Origin of the sequence: Thermomicrobium roseum DSM 5159 (assembly GCF_000021685.1) — a bacterium.
GTDB classification, from domain to species: Bacteria; Chloroflexota; Chloroflexia; order Thermomicrobiales; family Thermomicrobiaceae; genus Thermomicrobium; species Thermomicrobium roseum.
In genome coordinates this window covers 853,746-877,056 of the sequence record NC_011959.1, presented here as the reverse complement: position 1 = coordinate 877,056, position 23,311 = coordinate 853,746, and the positions used below count along the sequence as shown (strand labels likewise).

Sequence of the window (23,311 nt, the reverse complement as noted above, 5' to 3'; positions counted from 1 at the left end):
GAGCGCTTCCCGGGGATCGGCAGATCGCTCGATGGTTGGTCCTGTGGTTTGGCTGCGCGTGGGGCAAATGGGCGATACTCCTGTCCGCGGTGTCATCGGGTACTGGAAGATGAGTTGCCCCCGCCGGTACCCCGCCGCCGATAGGCCTCTTCCAGGAGTTGTCGGAGATCCTCATCGGTAAACAGCAGTGTCTCCGGAGCCAAGGCAAAGTGCTCTTCGTCTCGACCGCTCGCAGCGATATACCCTTTGATCAGAAAACCTTCGGGGGTTTCGATGACTGCGATGCGGGTGAAACGATGCTGGTCGAGATAGTGACCGAGCGCTCGCAACGTGTCTTCGTATCGGGTTCGGTATCGTCCGGTGTGATCCAGCATGGAGATCGCCCCGATTCGCTCTACCGTAGCCGGTGGAATTCGACGAAGCTGGGATGGTGCTCGTCGCTGTCGACGCGCACATCGATGACCGCTGGCTGTCCAGTCTCGTTCGCCTTGCGCGCCCGCTCGAGTGCTCGGACGAGTTCTGCCGGATCTTCCACCCGTTCGGCGTAGCAGCCTGCTGCCTTGGCAACGGCAACGAAATCGAACGTTGCCGCGAACTCGGTGGCAATGACGCGTCCACCGAGCGCAGTTTTCTGGGTCCACCGTGGCCAACCGAGTGCCTGGTCATTGAAGATTACCCAAGTCACGCGCAATCGATGCTCGACCGCTGTCGGCAGTTCGTGCATTCCCATTTGGAAGGCACCGTCTCCAGTCGTGCAGACCACGTACCAGTCTGGCCGAGCCAATGCTGCTCCGATCGCGCCACAGACTCCCAACCCCATCGCTGTCTGCTCAGCGGGCGGCACAGCAGCACCGGTGTCGCGAAGACGGTAGTACGGCCAGTAGTACGTCCACAAATCCTGGGCTCCATTTTCCATGACGAGTATCGTGCGCCGATCGAATACACGGTTAATCGTCGCTGCGACGAATTTTCCACGGATCGGTCGTGTGGTCGGGTCCAGCGTTCCTTCCGCGGCAGCGATGGCAGCCCGCTGGCGTTCGGTCAATTCGCGGACGCGCTCCTCTCGACGAGCCACACCGGCTCGCTCGGCCGCTTGGAGCAGCGCCTCCAGTGCCAGGCGCGCATCGGCTTGGATCGCGACGTCCGGTACCCAGTTGCGCCCGAGCTCTTCGGCCGCGATGTCGATCTGGATCAAGCGGGCACCGGCTGGGAAGTAGGTCCAATTTCCCGATTGGAACTCCTCCATGCGCGTGCCGACCATGACGAGGAGGTCACTCTCTTCCCACACTGAACGCGGATACTCGGTTCGATAGAGTCCGACCAAACCAGCGAAAAGTGGATGCTCTTCTTCCAAGATTCCGCGCCCACCTGGGGTAACTTGGAGCGGGACACCGAGGCGTTCGACGAAGGTGCGCACGGCGTCGAAGGCTCGGGACGCGATTGCGCCACTCCCGCAAATCAAGAGCGGGCGCTCGGCACGGCGCAGGAGTTCGACGGCTGCTTCGATTCGGTCGGGATCCGGGGCTGATCGTATCCCCCGCAGCGCTGGCTGATAGGGCGGCGCCGACACTGGGCGGAGCGCGATATCAGCGGGGATTTCTAAATAAACTGGTCCGGGTTGGCCGTTCGTCGCGATCGTGAGAGCACGTCGAACGTACCAACCGGTTCGTTCCGGCTGCTCGACGGTCGCTGCCCATTTCGTGATGGGGCGGACGATCCGGACATGATCGGCTTCCTGGAACGCGCCCATCCCGAACGTCCGCATCGGCGCACGGACTCCGAGAGCCAAGACTGGCACACAGCCGGACCAAGCCTCGAGGATACCAGGCACGAGATTCGCGACTCCTGGTCCTGGACAACCGAAACAGCAGGCTGGTGATCCGCTCACCCGCGCGAAGGCATATGCCATGAAGGCACCAGCGGTCTCGTGTCGCACTAGGATCGGCCGGACATGGGATGCATCATAGAGGGCATCGTACAAATGTTTCGGGGAACCCGGCATACCGAAGATGTACGAGATTCCTTCTGTCTGCAGGGCATCGACGAGTATTTGCCATGCCGTCCGCTCCATCGCAGCCTCCGGGGAATACGATACGCGATCTTACCCCTACTTGGAAAGCCAGTGGTCGTTGGGAAACCGGCCGGACTAGAATGGAACGGTTGTGGAAGGTGCGAATGATCGAGCTGCTCGTATGACGGAATTTCTTCCAGCACCGTTGTCGGTTCTCGATCGGGTGCGATTGGAACTCAATTATCTGGAGTGGGGGGAACGCGTACGCTTGCTCCGGCAGCGGGTCGCTCTCCTCGAGCTGGAACAGCAGGAAGTTCGTGCGCTCATACAGCGTCGGCTCGGGCCGCTTCAGCGTGAGTGCGATGAACTGCGTCAGGAAGTGGAGTTGCTCGAAGCTCGGCTCAACCGTCTCCTGCGCGTCAGCCAGCCGCTCGCTGACGAGGAACTCGATGAAGAGGTCCTCCGGCTGCGCCGCCAACGCGAAACCTGGCGCCAGGAAGAGTTCCGCCAGGAGTGGCGGGGATCCAATGGGCACCTGAGCGAGCGCACGACGGATGATGCTGGCGTGGGCCAGCGATTGCGGCGCCTCTATCGTTCGCTAGCCCGGTTGCTCCATCCAGACCTGGCACGTGATCAGGAAGAACGCATTCAGCGCGAACAGTTGATGCGGCTCGTCAACCAAGCCTGGGAACGACGCGATGTGGAACAACTACAGCGACTCTTCGCCGTCTGGAACACGGACAGTGCCTCACCTGTTGCGGATGGGCTCGAAGGACTGCGGCGTGGAGTGGCCCAACGCCAACTCGAAGAGGTACAGCTGCGTCGCCGCCTGAGCGAACTCGAGCGCTCCGAGGTCGGACAGCTTGCTCGGAAGGGCATGGCGATCGTCGAGCGGTATGTGCACCGGCAGGAAGAGTTGTTGCGGCATGAACTGGCTGGCCTCCGATTGCGGCGTCGCCGTCTCTTACGCTTGATCGAAGAACGGCGCCGAGAGCTGTCGCTCCGAACCGGATCTCACCACTGATCGGCTCGCTCGAGCTCGGACGCGATGCCAATCATCCGACCTTACCCAAGGCTCGCAGCGGACGCATGTTGGAAGAGTCGTTTCTCCGGTCGCGGGGCGATCGCGAGGGTGCGAGTTCGCTCGGGGGACTTTTGTCGTGGCATGCGCCCCCGCCGGGAAGGTGCGACGCCTGATCACCCTTCGGCGAACCCTCGGTCCACTGCAGTCCGCTCAACTCCGAACCGGATGTCGTTCGGCGTCTGCCCAGACCGGCTCAGATCGTTCGAAATTCTCCTCGTGAGTGCCGAGCGGGAATAACGTGTGCTCCGCCTGTCGACGGGAACTGCAGTCCTGGTTCACTCGGCGAGGCGTGCGTGAGTGCGTGCATTCTCCATCGCTCGCTCGCTGTTGGGCTGGTAATCGGGTTCGTCATCGTTCGCAGGATCGGAAAAAGGAGGAACAGTTTCCCTTACCAGGGCACTGCGACCGGCTCTAGCAGCCGCTGCGAGCCGGGATGGAGCGGCGAAGAGTCACTGTTCGTCGATTCAGTGAGCCCGTCGCCTGGATACCGGTGAGACGGTAGGACTTTTTCAGCGACATCCCAGACGTGTGCCCGCGCGGGATTTCCGCGCGCTCGATCGTTTTTTCGATTCTGCCGACTCATGGCTTCGATGCTGCAGTCTTCTCTCTGTGGTTCGCTTTTTCCTTCCATTTCTGCTTCAAGGAAGAGTAATGACCATTCCCCGGAGCAGAAAATCCGGATCCTGCTGTCGTTGAACTGAGTTGCGCGAGCAGTGAGCGAAGTGATCAGTAGCTATGCTTTCGCAGCAGGGTTCTCACAGTCGAATCGCTCATCCAGGTGGTCGTCGTTGAGCCGTTTCTCGACTCTGAATCGCACGCCATAGCGACGATCAGCTCGCTGTTGCCGCCGTGTCGAGTGACGGCTTCTCGTCGACCGACTCGTGCGGGTCTCGCAAAGACGCTGGCGACATCTTCGCGTCGCGTATCACGCGCCCTCTGGACGCGCACCTTCGCGCTGTTCGCAGCGAAGCTCGGTGAGTTCGCTCGAGTGAACTATCTGGAGTGGCGCAGGGCACTCGACGTTCAATGATCGCGCAGCGACGACAGTGACGCGACAGCCGAATCCTGCTGTTCACGAGACGTGGATGAGTTCGGTGGAATAGTCGAGCAAATATCCCTCAGTGAGATGTTCCTCGATGTACTGGAGAACGCGGCGCAGCATCTCATCGGCGTGCTGCGGTGAAGTCGAGACACAGGCAATTCCGATTTCCGCGAACTGCCACTGCGCATGTCCGTCGGTCTCGGCGATCGCGACATTGAATCGGTGCTGGACTTGCTGAATGATCGATTTGACGACGCGCCGCTTCTCCTTGAGAGAATGCGCTCCCGGGATCTCGAGGGCTAGTCGGGAGACTCCGATCACCATCTCGCCGCGTTCCGATCGAAGAATCAGATTACGTTCTGTTCCTGTATGAGTCGTCCTCGGCGGAAACGCCCTGGATCGAACGGGCTGATATCGACCGAGCGCGCTGCACCCTCGAGAAGAAGCTCAGCCATGCAACGCCCGACAGCAGGACCATGCATGAACCCATGACCGCTGAAGCCGGCGGCGACCGCTAATCCTTCGACACCGTCGACCCAGCCGAGAAGCGGGTTGTCGTCGGGCGTCACTTCGTAGAATCCGGCCCAACCGCGGCGGATCCGTGCATGCTCGAAGACCGGTGCTCGGCGACAAAGCGCCTCGACGGTGCGCGCCATCCACTCGGGATCGACCGTCTTGTTGAAACCTGGGGGCTCATCCGGATTGGACATGCCGAACAAAAAGCCGTCCCCTTCGGGGTGGAAGTACAGCGATGACTCGAACTCGATCGTCATCGGGACCGTTTTGGGCACGAGGTCGAAGGGTTCGGTCACGAAGCTCATCCGGCGATAAGGAAGGACCGGTAGCTCGACACCGGCCAGCTTTCCGAGTTCACCAGTGTACGGGCCTGCGCAGATGACTGCGACACCACAGGACACCGGTCCTTCGGGTGTGAGGACAGCGTGGAGGCGGTCCTGCTCGATCCGAAAACCGATGGCTGGACAGTGCTCCCGGAACTCCACGCCGAGTTCCCGGGCTGCTTGGGCGAATCCCATCGTCGCTGAGTACGGATCGCACCAGCCATCACGCGGGCAGTAGGTTCCGCCGGGGAGATCGTCGGTCCGTACCGCCGGTTGCAGGCGAGCGATCTCTTCTGGATTCACCCAGCGGGCTGGCACACCCAAGGCCTGCTGTAACTCGAGAGACTGCTGAAATGCTTCGACATGTTGTGTATTAGTCAACAAGAAGAGATAACCATATTGATGAAGGCCAATATCGGTTCCAAAAAGTTCGGAAAAATTTTCCCAGTACTCGAAGCTGAGGAGAGAAAGGCGAATGTTCGTCTCCGTGGAGAATTGGAGGCGGATACCACCAGCCGCGTCGGCGGTTGCGCCCCGGGCGATTTCGTCTCGCTCGAGCACGACGATATGGCCTGCTCGGCGTTCGGCCAGGTGGTAGGCGAGGCTGCAACCCATGATACCGGCGCCGATGATCACGAAATCGACAGACTCCACCATGGTGTTCCTCGATCGGCTCCGCACGCTCATGGTCGAAGTATACGCAGTGGAAAAGGCGGGTGCGGGCAATGCGCTTGCGCTCAGAGCGGTGCATGGGGTCAGCTCTCGTGACAGATCGGTATCATCTCGCGCCGGGCGTCTTGCTCGAGATGCCTGAGCCGAGGCAACCGTCCTGAGGCAGCTCGCGCCAGCAGGAATGACGTGCTACGATCCGGTTGTCGCGATCCACGGATGGTGGGGAGGGCAACTCATGACACGTGATCCGGTCGACACTGTCTTGGCGCGAGAGATCATGACGGAAAATGTGGTGACGGTGCGGCCGAATACCACTGTCGAGGAAGTGGCACGGCTGCTCATGACGCACCGGATCACTGGAGTTCCGGTGATTGACGAGGCAGGCCGCGTCCTCGGCATCGTCTCGGAGTTCGATCTCCTGGCAAAGCGTGGCCACACGGCTGGCGAAATCATGACGCGGGATGTGATCGCTGTCACCGAGGAGACACCGGCTGAGGCGATCGCTGACTTGATCGTCCAGCAACGCGTTCGCCGAGTTCCGGTGTTGAAAGAGGGTCGTCTCGTCGGCATCGTCACACGGGCCGATCTCATTCGCCTCTTCGCTCTCACTCGATGGACTTGTTCCAACTGCGGATACTTCGAGCGTGGTCTGCATCGTCCAGAGGTCTGCAGCGCCTGTGGGAACCGCACCTTCACGCTCGAGCGCGAGCCACCGGGAATGTGAGGATGAGTGGAATGTTCGATGTCGTCGTGGTGGGTGCTGGACTGGTCGGACTCGCCACTGCCCGCGAACTTCTGCTTCGTTTTCCACGCGTGAGGCTCGCGGTCGTGGAGAAAGAGGGGAAAGTCGCGGCGCACCAGTCGGGACACAACAGCGGCGTGATCCATTCGGGCCTGTACTACCGACCGGGCTCCCTGAAGGCGCGCGCTTGTGTGGCCGGCGCAGCGAAGCTGATCCGCTACTGCGAGGAACGGGGTATTCCGTATCGGTTGATCGGTAAATTGGTGGTGGCGACGAATCCCGACGAGATTCCACGCTTGCTCGAACTCTTCCAACGGGGACAAGCGAACGGGGTTCAGGGATTGCAGCTCCTCGGTCCGGAAGAGATACGAGAGCGTGAACCGGCCGTCACGGGGGTACGCGCGATCTGGTCGCCACGGACGGGTATCGTCGACTTCGTTCGTGTGGCGGAGGCACTCGCCGACGATATTCGCACGGCGGGTGGGGAAATTCGCTTGGGTCACCACGTGATGGCTTTCCGGCAGGGCAACGGTACGATCGCGATCGAAACGAGTGCTGGTTGCCTAGAGACACGCTTCGCTCTGGTGTGTGCTGGTCTGTTCAGCGACCGCTTGGCACGAGCGAGCGGTGGAGGACCTGACCCCGCCATCGTGCCCTTCCGTGGGGACTACTATGTTCTCCGTCCGGAACGCAGTCACCTCGTGCGCACCAACGTCTATCCGGTCCCCGATCCGCGCTTTCCCTTCCTCGGTGTCCATTTCACCCCCCGCTTGGATGGTTCGGTGTGGCTCGGGCCGAATGCCGTTCTGGCCTTCGCCCGCGAGGGATATCGTCGAACAGACGTCGACTGGCACGATCTCTGGGAAGCGGTTTCCTATCCTGGTTTTCGTATCTTGGCTCGTCGATACTGGCGTGTCGGCCTCATGGAGCTCTGGCGCGATTTTAGCCGGCGAGCCTTTCTCCGGGAGCTCCAGCGTTTCGTTCCGGAGCTCGAAGAAGATGACCTCCTTCCCGGCCCGTCCGGTGTGCGGGCGCAAGCCGTGACCCGGGACGGCCAGCTCGTGGACGACTTCGTGTTGGAGCGGCATGGCCGCGTGGTCCATGTCCGCAATGCTCCTTCACCGGCAGCGACCTCTTGTCTGGAAATCGCGCGGCTGCTGGTCGACGAACTGGCTGAGAGTCTGCCGACTCGCTGATGGTCCTAACGAGGTCGCTGGCTCATCGAAAGACCTGATCCCACTTGTGCGTGCGCTGCTGGGTGATGCCGGAAGCGCAACGAGAAGTACGCGACTGCCAAGGTACAGAATGCGCAATAGGCGACGAACGCTGGTGCGTAGCCTGCCTGGACGATGATCCGTCCTGCAACGAAGCTCGCGCCGGCGAACCCGATATTCCACGCCGCGCTGCGCAGACTGAACGCGTGTGCCCGGGCCGCTGGTGGTAATGTTTCGGCAATGAGCATGGAGTCGATTGGCCAAGCCATCGAGATCGAAATCATGCGCACGATATGTGCCGAGATCGCGAACGGAATGCTTTGGACGACGGTTAAGGGGGTATAGAAGAAAACCGGGAGAAGACGCAGCACCGTGACAGCGGCAAGGGGTCCCAAGCGCTGTGCGATGGCCGGACCGAGCAATCCGAAGACTGCACCGATGAGGCTCGCTGCTGCGAAAACGATCCCGATGGTCTCTGCTGAAAGTCCGAGTCCGTTCAAATACACGTTGTAGAAGGGTACCACCGCACCATTGCCGAGACTCAAAAGACCACCAGCGACAACAAAAGTGAATAGGTAGACGCGTATTTGTTTGGAGGAAAGTCCCTCCGCTGCAGGTCCGGCAGCAGTGTCACTCGTGGAGGATACGCGGCGACGAGGTGCTCGCATGAGTGCGAGTGGGACGAGAGCGACTCCGCAAACGAGAATGCTCGACACGAGCCCGAGGCGGAAAGAGAGAACTCCGGGAACGGGGAGCCCGAACGCCAAACCGAACCACGTTGGCGACCAACCTGCCAAGAGATTTCCGATCGTTGCCGAAATGGAAGTCAACGAGAGTGCAACCGCGGCCACGGTCGGCCGTTGTTCCCGAGGAGCATGGTCGATGACGAAAGGCATGAGTGGGACGAAGAGGAAGGTCGTCGCTAAACCCTGCAAAAGTGCACAAGCGAGAATTGCACCGGGATTGGTCATGAGGGCAAGCAGTGTCGATGCCACGATATAGCTTGCTGTGCCGAAGGTCAGACACCACCAGGCTCCGCGTTGCTGGAGCAATTTCCCGAGCGACAACGCGGAGAGAGCCAGGGAAGCTGTCGAGACTGCATTGACCAGACCGATGAAGTCTTCTCGGAAGCCAATTTGAAGTAAATAAAGGTTATAGAGAAGTGCAAATGCACCGATGGCGACATTCGAGAAAAGTGCATAGAAGAAGAACAATTGGATATCTCGAGGTAAATGCAGAAGCCCGCGGGCATACTGGACGAGCGATCGAACGATGGGCACCAGTTGCCCCCTTCCCTCCGGCCGCAGTATACGACTCGTCAGGACTGATCTGGGCGGGGTGCACTGCTGTCGGGTGGCAGGGGGAGGAAGACGTTGGAATCGATCGTTGGCGCGATGCTCGCCGTACTCGACGAGACAGGAGCGGGGATCATCACCGATTTCGATGGGACGCTGAGTCCGATCGTCGCTGATCCTGAGAAGGCAACCGTCCATCCAGTCGCCCGCCGAGCCTTGCTCCGTCTCGTCAAGACCGTTTCGCTCGTCGCTATCGTCTCGGGTCGGCGCGCCTCCGACGTCGCTGGTCGGCTGGCAGTTCCAGGACTGGTGATCGTGGGCAACCACGGACTCGAATGGTTGGTCGGAGGTCACGTGGAGGTCGCTCCCGAGGCCGAACCCTGGCTCGGCGCGGTACGAGCGGCTGCGGCCGAAGTCCAGCGACTTTGTCCGGACGTGCTGGTCGAGGACAAGGCGCTCACCGTCACGATTCATCTGCGGCGACTGCGGAATGTCTCGCGCCGGCGGGCAGTGGAGACCGTCGTGCGGCGGGTCGCAGGGGAGTACGGGTTGTCGATCCGTCAGGGACGCGAGGTGCTGGAGTTGCGACCACCTGTCCCGATCGACAAGGGTACGGCTGTCGATCAGCTCGTTACCCGTTACCAGCTCCGGGCTGTCGTTTTTGCTGGGGACGATGTCACTGATCTCGATGCCATGCGCTTGCTCGTCGTTCGACGAGCTAGCGGACAGGTTCATGCTCTCTTGATCGGTGTCTGGAGCTCGGAAGCACCGCCAGAACTGAAGCAGCTCGCCGATCTGCTGGTACCGGGCGTGGATGCATTCGCCGCTGTGTTGGACGAGCTCGCTCATCGACTCGCTGAGCTTCAGTAGGTATCGAGCGGCCAGGCGGGGCGCTTCACCGATCGATATGAGAAGAAGGCGAGGTCCGGTGTGGCAATGCCTGGAGTGACTGCCTGCAGCACTTGCGCCGGTCGCACGAGCGGTGTGAATGGATCGCTTTGGCGACACCAGGCCAGTGCCTCGACGGCGGACTTGAGGATGATGACGCGCTTCGTTGCGACGTCAATGCCGAGAGCGCGTGCCAGCCCGAGCTCATCGAAAGGAACCGGCCGACCCGACACGACCACATCGAGATGGCTTTCGTAGCGCCCCTCGATCTCTAGCCAAGCAGAAGGGCCAGCGTCGAGTAGCTCGCCTCCGGCGAGCGGGGACCAGCGACGATACTGGCCGCAACCGATCCGTCGAACGATTCCGCGGACCGGGATCGGATAACCATGACGGTGATCGGTTTTCCCGCCCAGCTCGAGTTCGATGGGCGTTCCTATTCCGTGGCGGAGAACGATCTCGATCGCTTGGGGATCGACGATCGCCGACACCAAGGTCTGTCGCGCGCCGAGATCCAGCGCGGCCCATAATGCTGCGGTCCCCTCGCCGGGGGCCCCAGCTTCGGTTGCATCTCCCGTATCGAGGATGAGATGGGGACCGGTGCTGTCGTTTTGCATCGCTTGGTGGATCGCTTCTTCGATGGTGAGCGTGGGCCAAGCGATTTGCTCGCGGCTGTCCCAGACGAAGTCGGCCAGTTGTCGCGCAGCTGTCTTGCCGAGTTCTGCGGCTGCATCGGTCACCACAACCACTGTCATTCCGGCTTCCGCAACGTCTGCGTAGGGGAAGCCAGCGAAGATGGTGACAGCAAGAATGGAAGGATTCTGTTCCACAGCGGCGAGGAGTGGTGGGAGCTGATCGAATGGTGGACAGTCCGTGCGCTGTATCGCTAATGGAAGGAGCATGGTGCGACGCTCGAGCGCTGCGACTGGTCGGATCTCTCGGCGAATCCAGCGAGCGAGCAAGCGGACGAGCAGGGCGAGTCGTTGCGCGCGATCGATACCTGGCCAGTGATGAGGTCCGAGCACGAGCGGGGTGAGACCAAAGACGGCTTCCGGTAGTTGTGCGACTTGATCAGCCAAAATGCCGACAAGGAGAGAGGGAAAACACTCGACGAGTCGGCGGAGCAGGAGCAGCTCGCCACTGAGTTCCTCGACGAGGAGTGTACCGGTTACTTCGAGGATCAGCCCGTCGAGGGAATCCTGCTGTTCCAGGATCGTCACCAGCTCAGTGAGCAACGTTGAGAAGGAATCGGGTTCGATCGGTCCACCGGCTGAGTGAACAGGCATGACCAGTGGGACGAGTTCGATGCCGTCGAACTCGACCCCTGGCAGGATGATGTTCGTGCCTAGGTCATGCCTTTGGTTGTTCTGCGGCCAGGGAGAGAGGATCAGGGATCTTTGCTGGCGCGCGAACGTGTTGGATCGGTGGCGTATGGAAACAAAACCGATACGCATCGATTCCTCCGATCGCTGGCGCGGGAAGGAAGGAGCTCCTGCCCGATCGGCTATGATAATCGCGTTGTCGTAGGTTGCCGAAGCGGGGGATCGGGTACACCGGAAGGTGAGGAACGATGCTTGGAAAAGGCGCGAGTGAGTCGCTCGAGACACGACCTCTTGTGTGTCCTCGTTGTGCAACGGATTTGAATGCAGATGATGCCTACCGGCGCTACCGCGTTTGCGGACAGTGTGGGTACCATTTCACGCTCTCGGCCGACGAGCGGATCCGACTGCTCGTGGATCCTGAGAGTTTCGAGGAATTCAACCGGCATCTCGTATCGGTCGATCCGCTGGTCTTTTCCGATCGTTTGCCGTATCGAAAGCGGATTCTCCAAGCCAGGGAAGAAACCGGACTGCGTGAAGCGGTCGTGACCGGTATCGGGCGCATTCGTGGTCACGAAGTCGTGCTGGCTGTCCTGGACTTCCGTTTCTTGGGCGGAAGCATGGGATCGGTCGTGGGCGAAAAGGTCACGCTGGCGTTCGAGCGGGCAGCTGAGCGACATCTGCCGATCGTCACGGTTTCTGCCTCCGGTGGAGCACGGATGCAAGAAGGCATCCTCAGTCTCGTTCAGATGGCAAAGACCACCGCGGCAGCCAAGCGTGCACACGACTCCAACGTTCCCTATATATCTGTACTGACTCATCCGACGACAGGCGGAATCTATGCCTCCTTCGCCAACCAGGGCGACATCATTCTCGCGGAACCGGGAGCATTGATCGGCTTCGCTGGGCCGCGCGTCGTGAAGGAGACCGCCGGACATGAGCCACTGCGTTCGCACTCGGCTGAATTCCTTTGGGAGCACGGCTTCGTCGACCAAGTTGTCGATCGGCGTCGTTTGCGTGACACGCTCGCCTTGATTCTCAGGCTCGTTTCCGCTCATGGGACGAGCGGAGGCCGATCGGTTTTGCGTCGTAGCCATCCGATCGACGGGTCGAGGCGACGGGCGTGGGACATCGTCGAGTTGGCGCGTCATCCGGAGCGTCCGACGACGCTCGACTTGATCCGCCGGATCAGCCCACAATTCATCGAACTGCACGGTGACCGCCTCTTCGGTGACGATCCTGCTGTCGTTGGTGGGATCGGCGAGATCGCCGGACGCGGTGTTATCATCATCGGACACGAACGTGGACACGGCGATCCGAGGAGGCGTAACGGTCAGGCATTGCCGGAGGGGTACCGCAAAGCGTTGCGGCTGATGGATTTGGCAGCTCGTTTGCGCCTGCCGGTGATTACCTTGATCGATACGCCGGGTGTCTATCTCGGCGAAGGGGCGGAGGAACGAGGAATCGCGTCGGCGCTGAGCCAATGTATCGCGGCGATGAGCGTTTTACCGGTGCCCACGGTTGCGGTGATCATCGGTGAAGGGGGGAGTGGTGGTGCGCTCGCCCTCGCGGTTGCGGACCGCGTTCTCATGCTGGAGAACGCGATCTACAGCGTCATTTCACCGGAGGGAGCAGCTGCGATTCTCTATCGCGATGCGTCGCGGGCACCGGAGGTGGCTGAATCGTTGAAGATCACCGCACCGGATCTCCTGCGACTCGACGTGATCGATGGGATCGTGCCTGAACCGGAAGGTGGGGCGCACCGCGATCCGGATTACGCCGCTGTTCTGGTCCTGGACGCCATCGTCGAGGCGCTGAACGAGGTCGTCGACATTCCGCCCGACAAGCTGGTTCGCGAGCGGTACCGGAAGTTCCGGCGCATGGGCCAGACCAATACCTACATTCGCGAGCTGGTGGCACAAGAGGTGGCTGAGCTGAGCGCGACGATCGGGCGAACACTGGGAAGCTTGCGCGACCGCTTTCCTTTCAGCAAAGACGAGGAAGTGGTGGAAGCATCGCCGACGGTTCGCCAAGAATGAGTCCGAGATGTGGGGCGCTTGCTCGAGATGAGGGCGTACGAGACGCTGTGCGTGATCGTTGACGGCAGATCTTCATTCGTCTAGACTTCCGATGTCGGTCACGCCGTGCCGGCGCCTCTAGCAGGATTCGGAAGCGAGATCGTGCGGTGAGCTGCGAAATTGTGCACTTTTCGGCCACGACGGTAAGCGATCTGTTGAGGTGGATGGTGACGTGATGGCGACGGTCAAGACGATGCCCGCTTCGGGCCCGGAAGCTGGTCTCGGGGCGCGGCTCCAGCTGATCGAACTCACGAAGGTCTACGGGGACGTCGTTGCGGCTGATCGAGTCACTCTGGACATCGCTCCCGGTGAGTTCATTACCTTGCTCGGTCCATCGGGATCCGGGAAGACAACGACGCTCATGATGGTCGCTGGATTCGTCATTCCCACGTCCGGCCAGATCCTCGTCAACGGTGAAGATATTGCATTCCGACCACCCCACAAGCGCAATATCGGTATGGTTTTCCAAAATTATGCACTCTTTCCTCATATGACCGTCGCTGAGAATATTGCGTTCCCATTGAAGATGCGAAAATGGCCGCGTGATCGTATCGAACAGGCAGTGAGAGAGGCGTTGCAACTGGTGCGCCTACCTGGCTTTGAGCAGCGCTATCCTCGGCAACTTTCCGGCGGTCAGCAGCAGCGTGTAGCCCTCGCGCGGGCTTTGGTCTTTCGTCCACCTGTTTTGCTCATGGACGAGCCTTTGGGGGCGCTGGACAAGAAACTTCGTGAAGAGATGCAACTGGAAATCAAGCATATTCAAGAATCACTGAATATCACCACGATCTATGTCACCCATGACCAGGAAGAAGCGTTGACGATGTCCGATCGTATCGCCGTCATGCGTGATGGGCGTATCGAGCAGATCGGTACGCCGCGCGAGTTGTACGAGCAGCCGGCCAGCGAGTTCGTGGCCAGCTTCATCGGGGAATCGAACTTTCTCATGGGGCGACTGGAGCGACGTGATGGGCATGCTTACCTTGTCACCGAAGACGGCTGGAGAGTAGCGATCCCCGATGCAGAGGATCTGCCTGCCGGCGAGCAAGTGACAGTTGCTTTGCGACCAGAGCGAATCGTGCTCGGGGAGCGGCGTGGTGAGAACCACGCCGAGGCGACCATCGAGGAGATCATTTACGTGGGCGAAGCGACCAAATTCCGCGTTCGTCTTCTCGGCGATCGGCTTTTGACGGTGAAGCAGCCTAGCAGGTTGGAGACGATGCGCTGGCAGCGCGGGGAACGGGTCCTCCTCAGCTGGCGAGCCGAGGATGCGGTCCTCCTACGGGGACGACATTGAGAGGAGGCGGTCGATGCCTTTTCCGAGCCACGCTGATGCTGTCGTCATCGGTACGGGTGCCTTCGGCCTTTCCGTCACGTTGCAGCTGGCCCGAATGGGGTTACGCAGCGTGGTCGCCTTGGATCGGTATCCGATCGCTTCCCAGACTTCGCCGCGCGCTGCTGGTCTCTTCAAGCTCGTGCAAGCGGACGAACTGCGGACGCGCCTTGCTCGTCTGGCTGTAGAGACGGTGATGCACTTCGAACGTGACTTCGGTGTGACGCTTCCCTATGTCCGGTCGGGAAGTCTCATGGTCGCGCGAACCGAACGCCATGCTCGCGTCATCGAGCAGGAAGTGAGCGATGCGCAACGTTGGGGTGCCGATGTTCATCTCGTGTCAGCGCGCGAGGCGCAGGCGCTTGCACCGTTCCTGCAGGCCGAGTCGATACTGCGTGCAGCCTATGTGCCCGGCGATATCTACATCGAGGAACCAGTGAGTCTCTTGAACGCCTTTCGTGAGGCTGCCGAGCTTCTCGGTGCGCGCATCATCGGAAACGTGCCGGTCATCGGTATCGATGTGCGAGATTCGGCGGTTCGAGCAGTGCTCACGCCCGAGGGGACGATCCAGACTGATATCGTCATCGATGCAGCGGGAGCATGGGTGCGTGCGGTTGCTCGCCTAGCTGGCACTGACTTGGCTGTCCAGCCGATGCGGCACCAACTGGCTATCACACAGCCGATCAGCGGCACGCAGAGCGAGCAGGCGATCGTGCGGATCTTCGATGCTGCGGTGTATGTCCGGCCGTGTCGGGGTGGTCTCATGTGGGGCGGGTTCGAGGCGAATCCGCTACCGTTCGATCCCACCGCGCATGGCGACGATTTTCGTATCGAGATGACCCCACTCGATTTCGGAATTCTTCAGCAATGCGCGGAAAGTGTGCGCAACGTGGTTCCGGTTCTGCACGATGTGCCTGTTCAGGAGCATCGCGGTGGACTGTTTACGATGACACCGGATGGTCGCTTCGTCGTCGGACCAGTTCCCGCGGTCAGAGGATTTTGGGTTTTGAGTGGCTGCAACGGGAGCGGTTTCTCCTTTTCGCCGGCGCTCGGGCGTTTGCTCGCAGAGTGGATCGTTCAGGGTCAGCCGTCGGTCGATCTGGCTGCGTTTGCGCCGGCACGACTGGCTGGCGTGGTCGACAAAGCCTCGCTGCGCGAGGCCGCGATCTTCCAGTACACGCACTACTACGAGCCACTCGGAGAGTGATGGTAACGCGGGGCCGGGGGAACTCCCGGACGGAGGGGCGCGATGGCGGCATCACTCACGGAAGCCAAGCGCACGGCATTCCGCTGGATCGACGACAATGCGCCGTGGCTGTCGGCCTTCGATCTGGAAATCTGGCGCTATGCTGAACCGGCATGGCGAGAATACAAGTCGGCTCGCGCATATGTGGATCTTCTCCAGAGGCATGGCTTTGCCGTCGAGGTCGGATCGGGTGGTATGCCGACCGCTTTCGTCGCGAGCTGGGGTGAGGGACGCCCGATCCTGGGAGCCTATGCTGAATACGATGCGGTACCTGGCAATTCACAAGAACCGGTTCCGTACCGGAAGCCGCGCGAGGGCTTGCATCCGTGGGCTGCGGGTCACACGGATCCACATTCTATGCTCGGCGTAGCCGCACTCACCGGCGTCTTGGCCGCACGCTACGCGATGGAGCGACATAGGCTCAAAGGAACGCTTCGCTTCTTCGGCGAGCCAGCCGAGAAGGTTTGCGGCTCCAAACCGATCCATGCTGCGAAGGGGTACTATGACGGCTTCGATGCGTTCATCGCCTATCACCCGTCGTATTACCCCAAGGGCACCAATACGGTCGCCTGGGAAACGCACTGCGGCTCGTACTGGAGCTGCGTTTTCTCCTTCGAGTGTGTGGAGCCAGAACGCTGGATCGACCGGAGCTTGTTTCCAGACGTCGGTGGAGCCCACGCAGCAGCGCGGTGCCCGGGAGCCATCGACGCACTCTGCCTGATGTACACGATGACCAAATACACTAAAGAGGCGATGTTTCCGCATACCGGTTCCTGGACGTTGAACGAGTTCATCTTGGTCGCGGGAGACGCGACCGCAGACAATCTCCCACCTCGGTTAGCCCAGATCCAATATGCGTGGCGCTCACCGAGCCTGGGAATCCAAGAACAGATCTACCGTGTGCTCGCCAATAATGCCAGGCGCGCGGCTCAGGCGACGGGTTGTCGCGTATCGGTACGCTGGGTCAGCAAGACACGTGTCGGACTGCCGAATTTAACTCTTGCGCGATTGACATACGATAACTTGGAATTGGTTGGTCCTCCTCGTTATAGTGAGGAAGCGCGTGCGTTCGCGCGAGAGATTCAGCGGAATCTGGGCCTCGAGCCGATGGCGGATCCGTTCATCGAGGATGTCGAGCGAGTGATTCCTCCCCAAGAGTACGAAGCTCGCCTGCGATCAGCCTTGCCGGAATGGCAGCGGAACTTTACCTCTGATGATTATGTGGAGTACACCTGGCATGCTCCGACGGTGCGCTTGTACACGGCTCGACCGCGTTTGCGCCCGCCGTCGCCCGATTACGCCTACCCAGCCTGGGCTGACAACGCGCTGGGTGGGCGTCCTGAGATCGTCGATCCAGGCATGTTCGTGGCCGGCAAGGTCGTCGCGGCAACACTGCTGGATCTGGTGACCTACCCCGAGTTACTGGAACGTGCCTGGAACGAATTCCGCGAACGCACCGGGGGCGGCGTTGGTGGCAGCCAGTGGGTGGCACCCCTCTTGCCGCGCGATTTCCCACCCCCGATCGATTTGCGCTGGCCGGAGTACATCACGACAGTTCGCGGTGAAGAATGGTGGATTCCCACGCCGAACCAAGCTGCTTTCAGCGAACTCGAGGACTGATCGTGGCATACTGTGTGCGGGTCGTTGACGCGTGAGGAAGGAGGATTGCGGTGAGTCGAGATTGGGAGCGACTACTCAAGGACCTCGAGCGGGCCAGTCGCCTCCAACGGCGCCAGTTTCTCCGCGCCCTGCTGGCGTCCGGGGTGACACTGGCGGGGGCGAGCGCACTGGCCGCTTGTCGCCAGCAGGCGACTCCGACGGCTGCTCCAGCTGGGCAGACGCCGGCCGCAGCGCCGACGCAAGCGCAAGAGGGCGGCCTCCTCAAAGTCGCTGGATACGACAATCCTAACAAGTGGAAAGGGAAGACGCTCGTCTTCGCGGGGTTCGGCGGTGCGATGCAGGACGCCCAGCGCAAGGCGGTACTGGAGCCGTTCCAGCGGCTCACCGGTGCGACCATCGTCGAAGATACCACCGACATTGGGAAATTGAAGGCGATGGTCGACGCCAAGGCGGTCGAGTGGACGGTATCCCAGCAAGGAACCTTCGAAAGCCGTGTGCTGGGGCAGCAAGGGTACTTGGAACCGATCGACTACTCCATCGTCGATAAATCGAACTTTTTCGAGGATATCGCCGGAGAGTTCGACGTCGGAGTCATTTATTGGGCGCTTATCCTCGCCTATCGAACGGACAAATTCGGCAACAATCCGCCGCAGGGGTGGAAAGACTTCTGGGATGTGCAGAACTTCCCTGGTCCGCGCGCCATGGATAAAGTCGACGGACCGGTTGGTAACCTCGAGTTCGCTCTGATGGCCGATGGGGTGCCGAAAGAGCAAGTCTACCAGGTCATGCGCACAGCTGAGGGGATCGAGCGAGCCTTCAAGAAGATGGACGAGATCAAGCCACACGTGACGGTCTGGTGGGAAGCGGGTGCGCAGCCGGCCCAGCTGCTCACCGACGGCGAGGTCGATATGGCCAACGCCTGGAACGGGCGGATCGATGCTGCTCAACGGCAAGGGGCGCCGATCGCGATCCAGTGGAACCAAGGGCTGCTCCGCACTGACTCCTTCATCGTTCCCAAGGGGGTGAAGGAGAAGGAGTTGGCGATGGACTTCATCAACTTCGCGACGCGACCAGAAGTCCAGGCCGAGCTGTCCAAGTACATTCCCTACAGCCCAACGAACGCGAAGGCCTTCGACCTGCTTCCCGAAGACCTCAAGGCCCGCTTGCCGAGTGCGCCCGCACAAAAAGAGAAGATGCTCTTTGCCGACGCTGAATTCTGGCTGGCTAACCTCGACAAGCTCACAGAGCGCTTCAACGACTGGCTGACGAAGTGACGCGCAGTCCAGTGACGCTGCTGCCGGGGGAGTGCTCGCTCCCCCGGTAGCGTGTCATCGCATCGATGTGTACAGTAGTGTCGGGGAAGCTCCGGTTGAGTGGTTCGAGGGGCGTCGAGGATGACGACAGGTGAGGCGCTTGCCAGTGCGGCGTATCAGGGAAGCGCGCTGAGTCGTCGGTTGGAGCTGCGCCGGCAAGTCGGATATCTGGTGCTCTTGCTCCCGGCGTTGATCGTGCTTCTCGTGCTTTTCGTGTATCCGATCCTCCGACTTCTCGTCACGAGCGTCTACGACGGAGGTCAACTGACGCTCGAACATTATCGACGGATCGTCGAGGTCGACCTTTATCTTCGGGTCTTACGTACGACCTTCACGATCGCACTACAGGTAACGCTCCTCTGCCTGGCACTGGGTTACCCGTTAGCGTATTTTCTGGCGACACTCCGCGCCCGGACAGCACGGCTACTCATGATCTTGGTGCTGATTCCGTTTTGGACGAGCATCCTGGTGCGCACGTACGCGTGGATGGTATTACTCCAACGCCAGGGTGTCTTCAATCGCTGGCTCTTGGAACTCGGGTTGATCGATGAACCGCTTCGTATGATGTATAACCGCATCGGCGTACTCGTCGGTATGACGCATGTGCTCTTGCCGTTCATGGTGCTGCCGACCTATGCGGTCATGCGGGGAATCGATCGCAATCTCCTGCGAGCAGCGGCGAATCTGGGAGCCTCGCCGCTCCAGTCGTTCCTGCGCGTGTTCCTTCCATTGAGTCTCCCCGGGGTCGCGGCTGGTAGTTTGCTCGTCTTCATTCTGGCGCTCGGTTTCTTCATCACTCCAGCTTTGATGGGTGGTCGAAACGATATGATGATCGCCCAGCTCATCGAGACGCAGATTCGGACACAGCTGAACTTCGCGTTCGCAGCAGCTCTCGCGACTGTTCTTCTCGTGGTGACGCTGATCATCTTTGCCATTTACAATCGGTTACTCGGACTCGATAAAATGTTCGGGGGTGGCGTCTGATGGCCGAAGCAGCGACTCCGCTCGAACGGCTCGAGATAGCAGTACAGCCAAGGCGAAGCCGGCGCGCGATACCGTGGGCGCGTATTGTCCTGGGGATATTCAGTGCACTGGTGCTCTTATACCTCGTCGCGCCGGTTCTCATCGTCATTCCGATGTCGTTCAGCGCGGCCAAGTATCTGTCCTTTCCACCCCCGGGGCTCTCCCTCCAGTGGTACGAGAACTTCTTTGCGCGTTCCGACTGGACATCGGCGACCATTCAAAGCATTCGGGTCGCCTTCATGGTCATGGTGCTCTCGACCGTACTAGGAGTGGCGGCTTCCCTCGCACTCGTACGTGCGTCGTTTCCTGGTAAGGAGATCGTCAACCTTATCATCGTCTCGCCGCTCGTGGTACCAGCTATCATCGTCGCGATCGCGATTTATGGTTTGTATGTGCAACTTCGTTTGGTTCAGACGTTTTGGGGGCTCGTCCTCGCGCATACGGTGCTGGCGATTCCCTACGTTATCGTGAACGTGTCCGCGACCTTACGGGGTTTCGATATCCGCTTGGAGCAGGCGGCTCAGAGCCTCGGAGCGAATGGGTGGCAAACGTTTCGGCACGTGACGTTGCCGCTGATCAGCCCAGGTATCTTCGCCGGCGCTGTATTCGCTTTCATCGCTTCGTTCGACGAACTCATCGTTGCTCTCTTCATCGCAGGAGCCCGGGGCCGCACGTTGCCGATGCGCATGTTCGAAGGACTGCGCATGGAGATCGATCCGACGATCGCTGCAGTATCCTCGATGCTGATCACCTTTTCCGTTCTGGTCTTGGCATCGGCGGAATTGGTGCGGCGGCGTAGCCAGGTCGAGTAGCCCGTGGCCGTAGGGAAGTCGCCTCCGGTACAAAACAGTTCCGTACACGTGTCGCAGGCGGCGACCAAGCGTTGGCTGCGCCGCGGTCTCGTACTGCTCGCTCTCGTTACTGTCTTCTGGGTCCTGTGGACGGTGCGAGGGGCACTCGTTCCCTTCTTCATCGGTGCGATTTTGGTGTACCTTCTCGCACCGCTGGTAACGCTCTACGAGCGACTGCTGCCGTTCCACCGGCGTATGCCAGGACTCGCCCGCACGGTCGCCATCCTCGCGACCTATCTCACGGCTGCCGCCGTGCTCGCTGGTATCGGGCTGCTTCTCGTACCTCCTTTGATTCGGCAGACGACCGAGTTCGTCCAAGCCACACCAGGATACTGGCAAACGATCAATGAGCAGGTCAATGACCTCCTGACGCAATACGAGGCCAATGTGCCGGCGACGATACGGACTCAAATCGAGTCAGCCCTGGGCAATCTATGGTCGATGGCGCTGCAGGGGGTGCAGCGTGCGATGCGCCTGACCTTCGGGGCAGTGACCGCGGCGATCGGCTTCTTCTCGGCACTCGTTCTCGTCCCGTTCTGGATGTACTACGTGCTGAAAGACAGTGAACGAGCGCTCCAGTGGTTCTATGGACTTTGGCCAGCAGATTGGCGTGACGATGTCCGTGCTCTCGTCAAGATCGTCGACCGAACGTTGGCTGCATATATCCGCGGCCAGCTTTTTTTGGGGCTCGTCATCGGCGTTGCTGTCGGAGTCGCTATGTGGGCGATCGGCATGACACAGCCGATCGTCCTAGGACTGATCGCTGGCGTCTTGGAACTCGTGCCGATCCTGGGCCCGATCCTGACGTTCATCGTGATCGCGCTCGTCGCGCTGGCCACTGATCCCGGTAAGCTTCTTTGGGTTGGACTCGCCTTTATCGTAATTCAGCAACTGGAGAACAATCTCCTGGTTCCGCGGGTGCACGGCTATGTCGTTGACATGAACCCGGCTGTTGTGATGGTTCTGGTCGTCACCGGTGGAGCACTCTGGGGACTGCCGGGAATGGTCGTCATGGTCCCACTGGCAGCGGTCGTGCGGGATGCGTTCCGCTATCTCTATCGGCGCTGGAGTGACCTCGATGCGGCTGCTCAGCCGGCTTCGCCTTCGGGTGACGCGCTGCCGGTCGACACCGATTCTTGAAACCCGGGAACCAGTTCGAGGTACGGCTGTAAGTCTTCGGCGAGCCCCAGCGGTTGAGGTTTGGTGCGAAGCTGTGGGAACAAGATGACCTCGCGGATCGTTGGCCGATTCGTGAAGAGCATGACCAGCCGGTCGATGCCGAGACCGAATCCGCCCGTTGGTGGCATACCGTACATCAAGGCGTTGATGAAGTCCTCGTCGATCGGCATCGCTTCCTCGTCTCCTTGCGCCCGGTCGCGTGCTTGCTCGAGGAAGCGGTACAACTGATCGAGCGGATCGTTCAACTCGGTATATGCGTTCGCGAGTTCCAGCCCCCCAACGAAGAGTTGGAAACGCTCGACGAGGCGTGGATCCTCCGGCTTGCGCTTAGCGAGCGGTGACAGAGCCACAGGGTAATCGTAGATGAACGTCGGTTGGACGAGACGCGGCCGAACGAAGGTCTTGAGGAGTTCGTCGAGAATGCGAGGCCAGACCGTGGTGGGCTCCACGTCGGCTCCGAGAGCTCGGGCGCGCGCATAGAGTGTCGGCTGGTCGGTCACTTCCAGAAAATCGATTCCGGTGAAACGAAGTAGTGCCTCGCGCAAGCTCATTCGGGCCCACGGCGGTGTCAAGTCGATAACCGTGTCTCCCCACTGGAAGGTCAAAGTGCCGAGGGCCTCGCGTGCTGCGAAAACGATCAATTCCTCGCACATCTGCATGATATCGTGGTAATCGGCATACGCTGCATAAAACTCGAGCATGGTGAATTCAGGGTTATGCCGAGCATCGATCCCTTCATTGCGAAAGTCCTTGCAAATCTCGTAAACGCGCTCGTAGCCACCGACGAGAAGCCGCTTGAGATAGAGTTCGTCGGAAATACGCAAATAGAAGGTCTGATCCAGAGCATGGTAGTAGGTGGTGAAGGGGCGGGCTGCAGCACCGCCATAGATCGGTTGGAGCGTGGGTGTCTCGACCTCGAGAAAGCCGCGTTCGTCCAGGTACTGACGGATCGCGCGAATGACGCGGGCCCGTGTCACGAAGATTTGTCGCGTGTCCGGGTTGGCCATGAGGTCGACATAGCGTTGGCGGTAGCGCGTTTCGACGTCGGTCAACCCGTGCCACTTGTCCGGTGGCGGATTGAGCGCCTTGCTCAGCAGTCGGAGCGCGTGCACCTCGAGAGAAACTTCACCGGTTCGTGTGCGGAAGAGATGCCCATCGGCTTCGACGAAATCGTTCAGGTCGACGTAGCGCTTGAACCATGCCAGTTGGTCATCACCGACGAACTCGCGGCGCAAGAAGAGTTGGATCGCTCCTGACCCGTCCCGGATATGACTGAAGACGGTCCGTCCCATGTCGCGAACGGAGACGACGCGGCCAGCCAGCGTGACTGGTTCGGGATCGGGCTGGCCACCGAGGTGCGGCTCGCGCTCGGTGAAGACAGCGTGCGCCTGCGCTGCAGTCAATTGGCGATGCGAACGAGCCGGATACGGGTCGATACCCTGTTGGCGTAGTTCGCGGAGCTTTTCGAGCCGTGCGCGCTGCTGATCGTTGAGCGGCATATCCCTCTCTCCGGTTATGGTTTCTCGGCAGACCGCTCTGCAAGGATGAAATCCAAAACGCAAAGAGAT

At 60.4% G+C, this 23,311-nt stretch carries 19 protein-coding genes; 12 read left to right on the top strand and 7 right to left on the bottom strand.

Annotation, left to right across the window (positions count from 1 at the left end):
• Positions 1-92 precede the first annotated feature (92 nt).
• Positions 93-374, bottom strand: coding sequence for a hypothetical protein (locus tag TRD_RS04115; protein ID WP_012642274.1), 282 nt, complete (start codon positions 372-374; stop codon positions 93-95).
• A gap of 20 nt (positions 375-394) precedes the next feature.
• Complete coding sequence (locus TRD_RS04110; RefSeq protein WP_012642273.1) at positions 395-2,071, bottom strand: thiamine pyrophosphate-binding protein; 1,677 nt, start codon at positions 2,069-2,071, stop codon at positions 395-397.
• 121 nt (positions 2,072-2,192) lie between these two features.
• Between TRD_RS04110 and TRD_RS04105 the strand changes: the two genes are divergently transcribed.
• Complete coding sequence (locus TRD_RS04105; protein WP_041435960.1) at positions 2,193-3,035, top strand: J domain-containing protein; 843 nt, start codon at positions 2,193-2,195, stop codon at positions 3,033-3,035.
• A 1,132-nt stretch (positions 3,036-4,167) separates the two neighbouring features.
• On the opposite strand, the gene TRD_RS04095 is transcribed toward TRD_RS04105, so the two are convergent.
• Positions 4,168-4,461, bottom strand: a complete 294-nt coding sequence (locus TRD_RS04095; RefSeq protein ID WP_041435959.1) for a DUF503 domain-containing protein — start codon at positions 4,459-4,461, stop codon at positions 4,168-4,170.
• A gap of 23 nt (positions 4,462-4,484) precedes the next feature.
• Positions 4,485-5,633 carry an NAD(P)/FAD-dependent oxidoreductase gene (locus TRD_RS04090; RefSeq protein WP_012642268.1) on the bottom strand — a complete coding sequence of 383 codons (1,149 nt, stop codon included), beginning with the start codon at positions 5,631-5,633 and terminating at the stop codon, positions 4,485-4,487.
• A 250-nt stretch (positions 5,634-5,883) separates the two neighbouring features.
• Between TRD_RS04090 and TRD_RS04085 the strand changes: the two genes are divergently transcribed.
• Together TRD_RS04085 and lhgO are read left to right on the top strand one after the other, a co-directional pair.
• Complete coding sequence (locus TRD_RS04085) at positions 5,884-6,372, top strand: CBS domain-containing protein (protein ID WP_012642267.1); 489 nt, start codon at positions 5,884-5,886, stop codon at positions 6,370-6,372.
• An 11-nt stretch (positions 6,373-6,383) separates the two neighbouring features.
• Positions 6,384-7,586 carry an L-2-hydroxyglutarate oxidase gene (gene lhgO / locus TRD_RS04080; protein ID WP_012642266.1) on the top strand — a complete coding sequence of 401 codons (1,203 nt, stop codon included), beginning with the start codon at positions 6,384-6,386 and terminating at the stop codon, positions 7,584-7,586.
• Between the two features lie 5 nt (positions 7,587-7,591).
• Here the strand turns inward: lhgO and TRD_RS04075 are convergent, their stop codons facing one another.
• The gene (locus TRD_RS04075) at positions 7,592-8,884 is read right to left on the bottom strand and encodes an MFS transporter (RefSeq protein WP_012642265.1); all 1,293 of its coding nucleotides are present in this window, start codon (positions 8,882-8,884) and stop codon (positions 7,592-7,594) included.
• A 93-nt stretch (positions 8,885-8,977) separates the two neighbouring features.
• On the opposite strand from TRD_RS04075, the gene otsB reads away from it, so the two are divergent.
• On the top strand, positions 8,978-9,769 hold the full coding sequence (gene otsB, locus TRD_RS04070; protein ID WP_012642264.1) for a trehalose-phosphatase: 792 nt from the start codon (positions 8,978-8,980) through the stop codon (positions 9,767-9,769).
• On the opposite strand, the gene TRD_RS04065 is transcribed toward otsB, so the two are convergent.
• Positions 9,763-11,238, bottom strand: a complete 1,476-nt coding sequence (locus TRD_RS04065) for a M81 family metallopeptidase (RefSeq protein ID WP_012642263.1) — start codon at positions 11,236-11,238, stop codon at positions 9,763-9,765. The genes otsB and TRD_RS04065 overlap by 7 nt on opposite strands.
• Before the next feature lie 116 nt (positions 11,239-11,354).
• Here TRD_RS04065 and TRD_RS04060 point away from each other — a divergent pair, with 116 nt between their 5' ends.
• The 8 genes from TRD_RS04060 (at position 11,355) to TRD_RS04025 (ending at position 21,704) form a co-directional block, all read left to right on the top strand.
• The gene (locus tag TRD_RS04060) at positions 11,355-13,142 is read left to right on the top strand and encodes an acetyl-coenzyme A carboxylase carboxyl transferase subunits beta/alpha (RefSeq protein ID WP_081433403.1); all 1,788 of its coding nucleotides are present in this window, start codon (positions 11,355-11,357) and stop codon (positions 13,140-13,142) included.
• A gap of 214 nt (positions 13,143-13,356) precedes the next feature.
• Complete coding sequence (locus TRD_RS04055) at positions 13,357-14,475, top strand: ABC transporter ATP-binding protein (protein WP_052294108.1); 1,119 nt, start codon at positions 13,357-13,359, stop codon at positions 14,473-14,475.
• Positions 14,476-14,488: 13 nt separating this feature from the next.
• Positions 14,489-15,718, top strand: coding sequence for an NAD(P)/FAD-dependent oxidoreductase (locus TRD_RS04050; protein WP_012642259.1), 1,230 nt, complete (start codon positions 14,489-14,491; stop codon positions 15,716-15,718).
• 42 nt (positions 15,719-15,760) lie between these two features.
• Positions 15,761-17,377: a M20/M25/M40 family metallo-hydrolase gene (locus TRD_RS04045; RefSeq protein ID WP_012642258.1), complete on the top strand. Its 1,617-nt coding sequence runs from the start codon at positions 15,761-15,763 to the stop codon at positions 17,375-17,377.
• Positions 17,378-17,427: 50 nt separating this feature from the next.
• Entirely contained in the window at positions 17,428-18,651 is a 1,224-nt protein-coding gene (locus TRD_RS04040; protein ID WP_012642257.1) for an ABC transporter substrate-binding protein, read from the top strand.
• A gap of 120 nt (positions 18,652-18,771) precedes the next feature.
• Positions 18,772-19,674: an ABC transporter permease gene (locus TRD_RS04035; RefSeq protein ID WP_012642256.1), complete on the top strand. Its 903-nt coding sequence runs from the start codon at positions 18,772-18,774 to the stop codon at positions 19,672-19,674.
• Positions 19,674-20,525, top strand: coding sequence for an ABC transporter permease (locus TRD_RS04030; RefSeq protein ID WP_012642255.1), 852 nt, complete (start codon positions 19,674-19,676; stop codon positions 20,523-20,525). The genes TRD_RS04035 and TRD_RS04030 overlap by 1 nt, the downstream gene beginning before the upstream one ends.
• 48 nt (positions 20,526-20,573) lie before the next feature.
• Positions 20,574-21,704, top strand: coding sequence for an AI-2E family transporter (locus TRD_RS04025; RefSeq protein ID WP_081433401.1), 1,131 nt, complete (start codon positions 20,574-20,576; stop codon positions 21,702-21,704).
• On the opposite strand, the gene lysS is transcribed toward TRD_RS04025, so the two are convergent.
• Positions 21,653-23,242 carry a lysine--tRNA ligase gene (gene lysS, locus TRD_RS04020; RefSeq protein ID WP_012642254.1) on the bottom strand — a complete coding sequence of 530 codons (1,590 nt, stop codon included), beginning with the start codon at positions 23,240-23,242 and terminating at the stop codon, positions 21,653-21,655. The genes TRD_RS04025 and lysS overlap by 52 nt on opposite strands.
• Positions 23,243-23,311 lie beyond the last annotated feature (69 nt).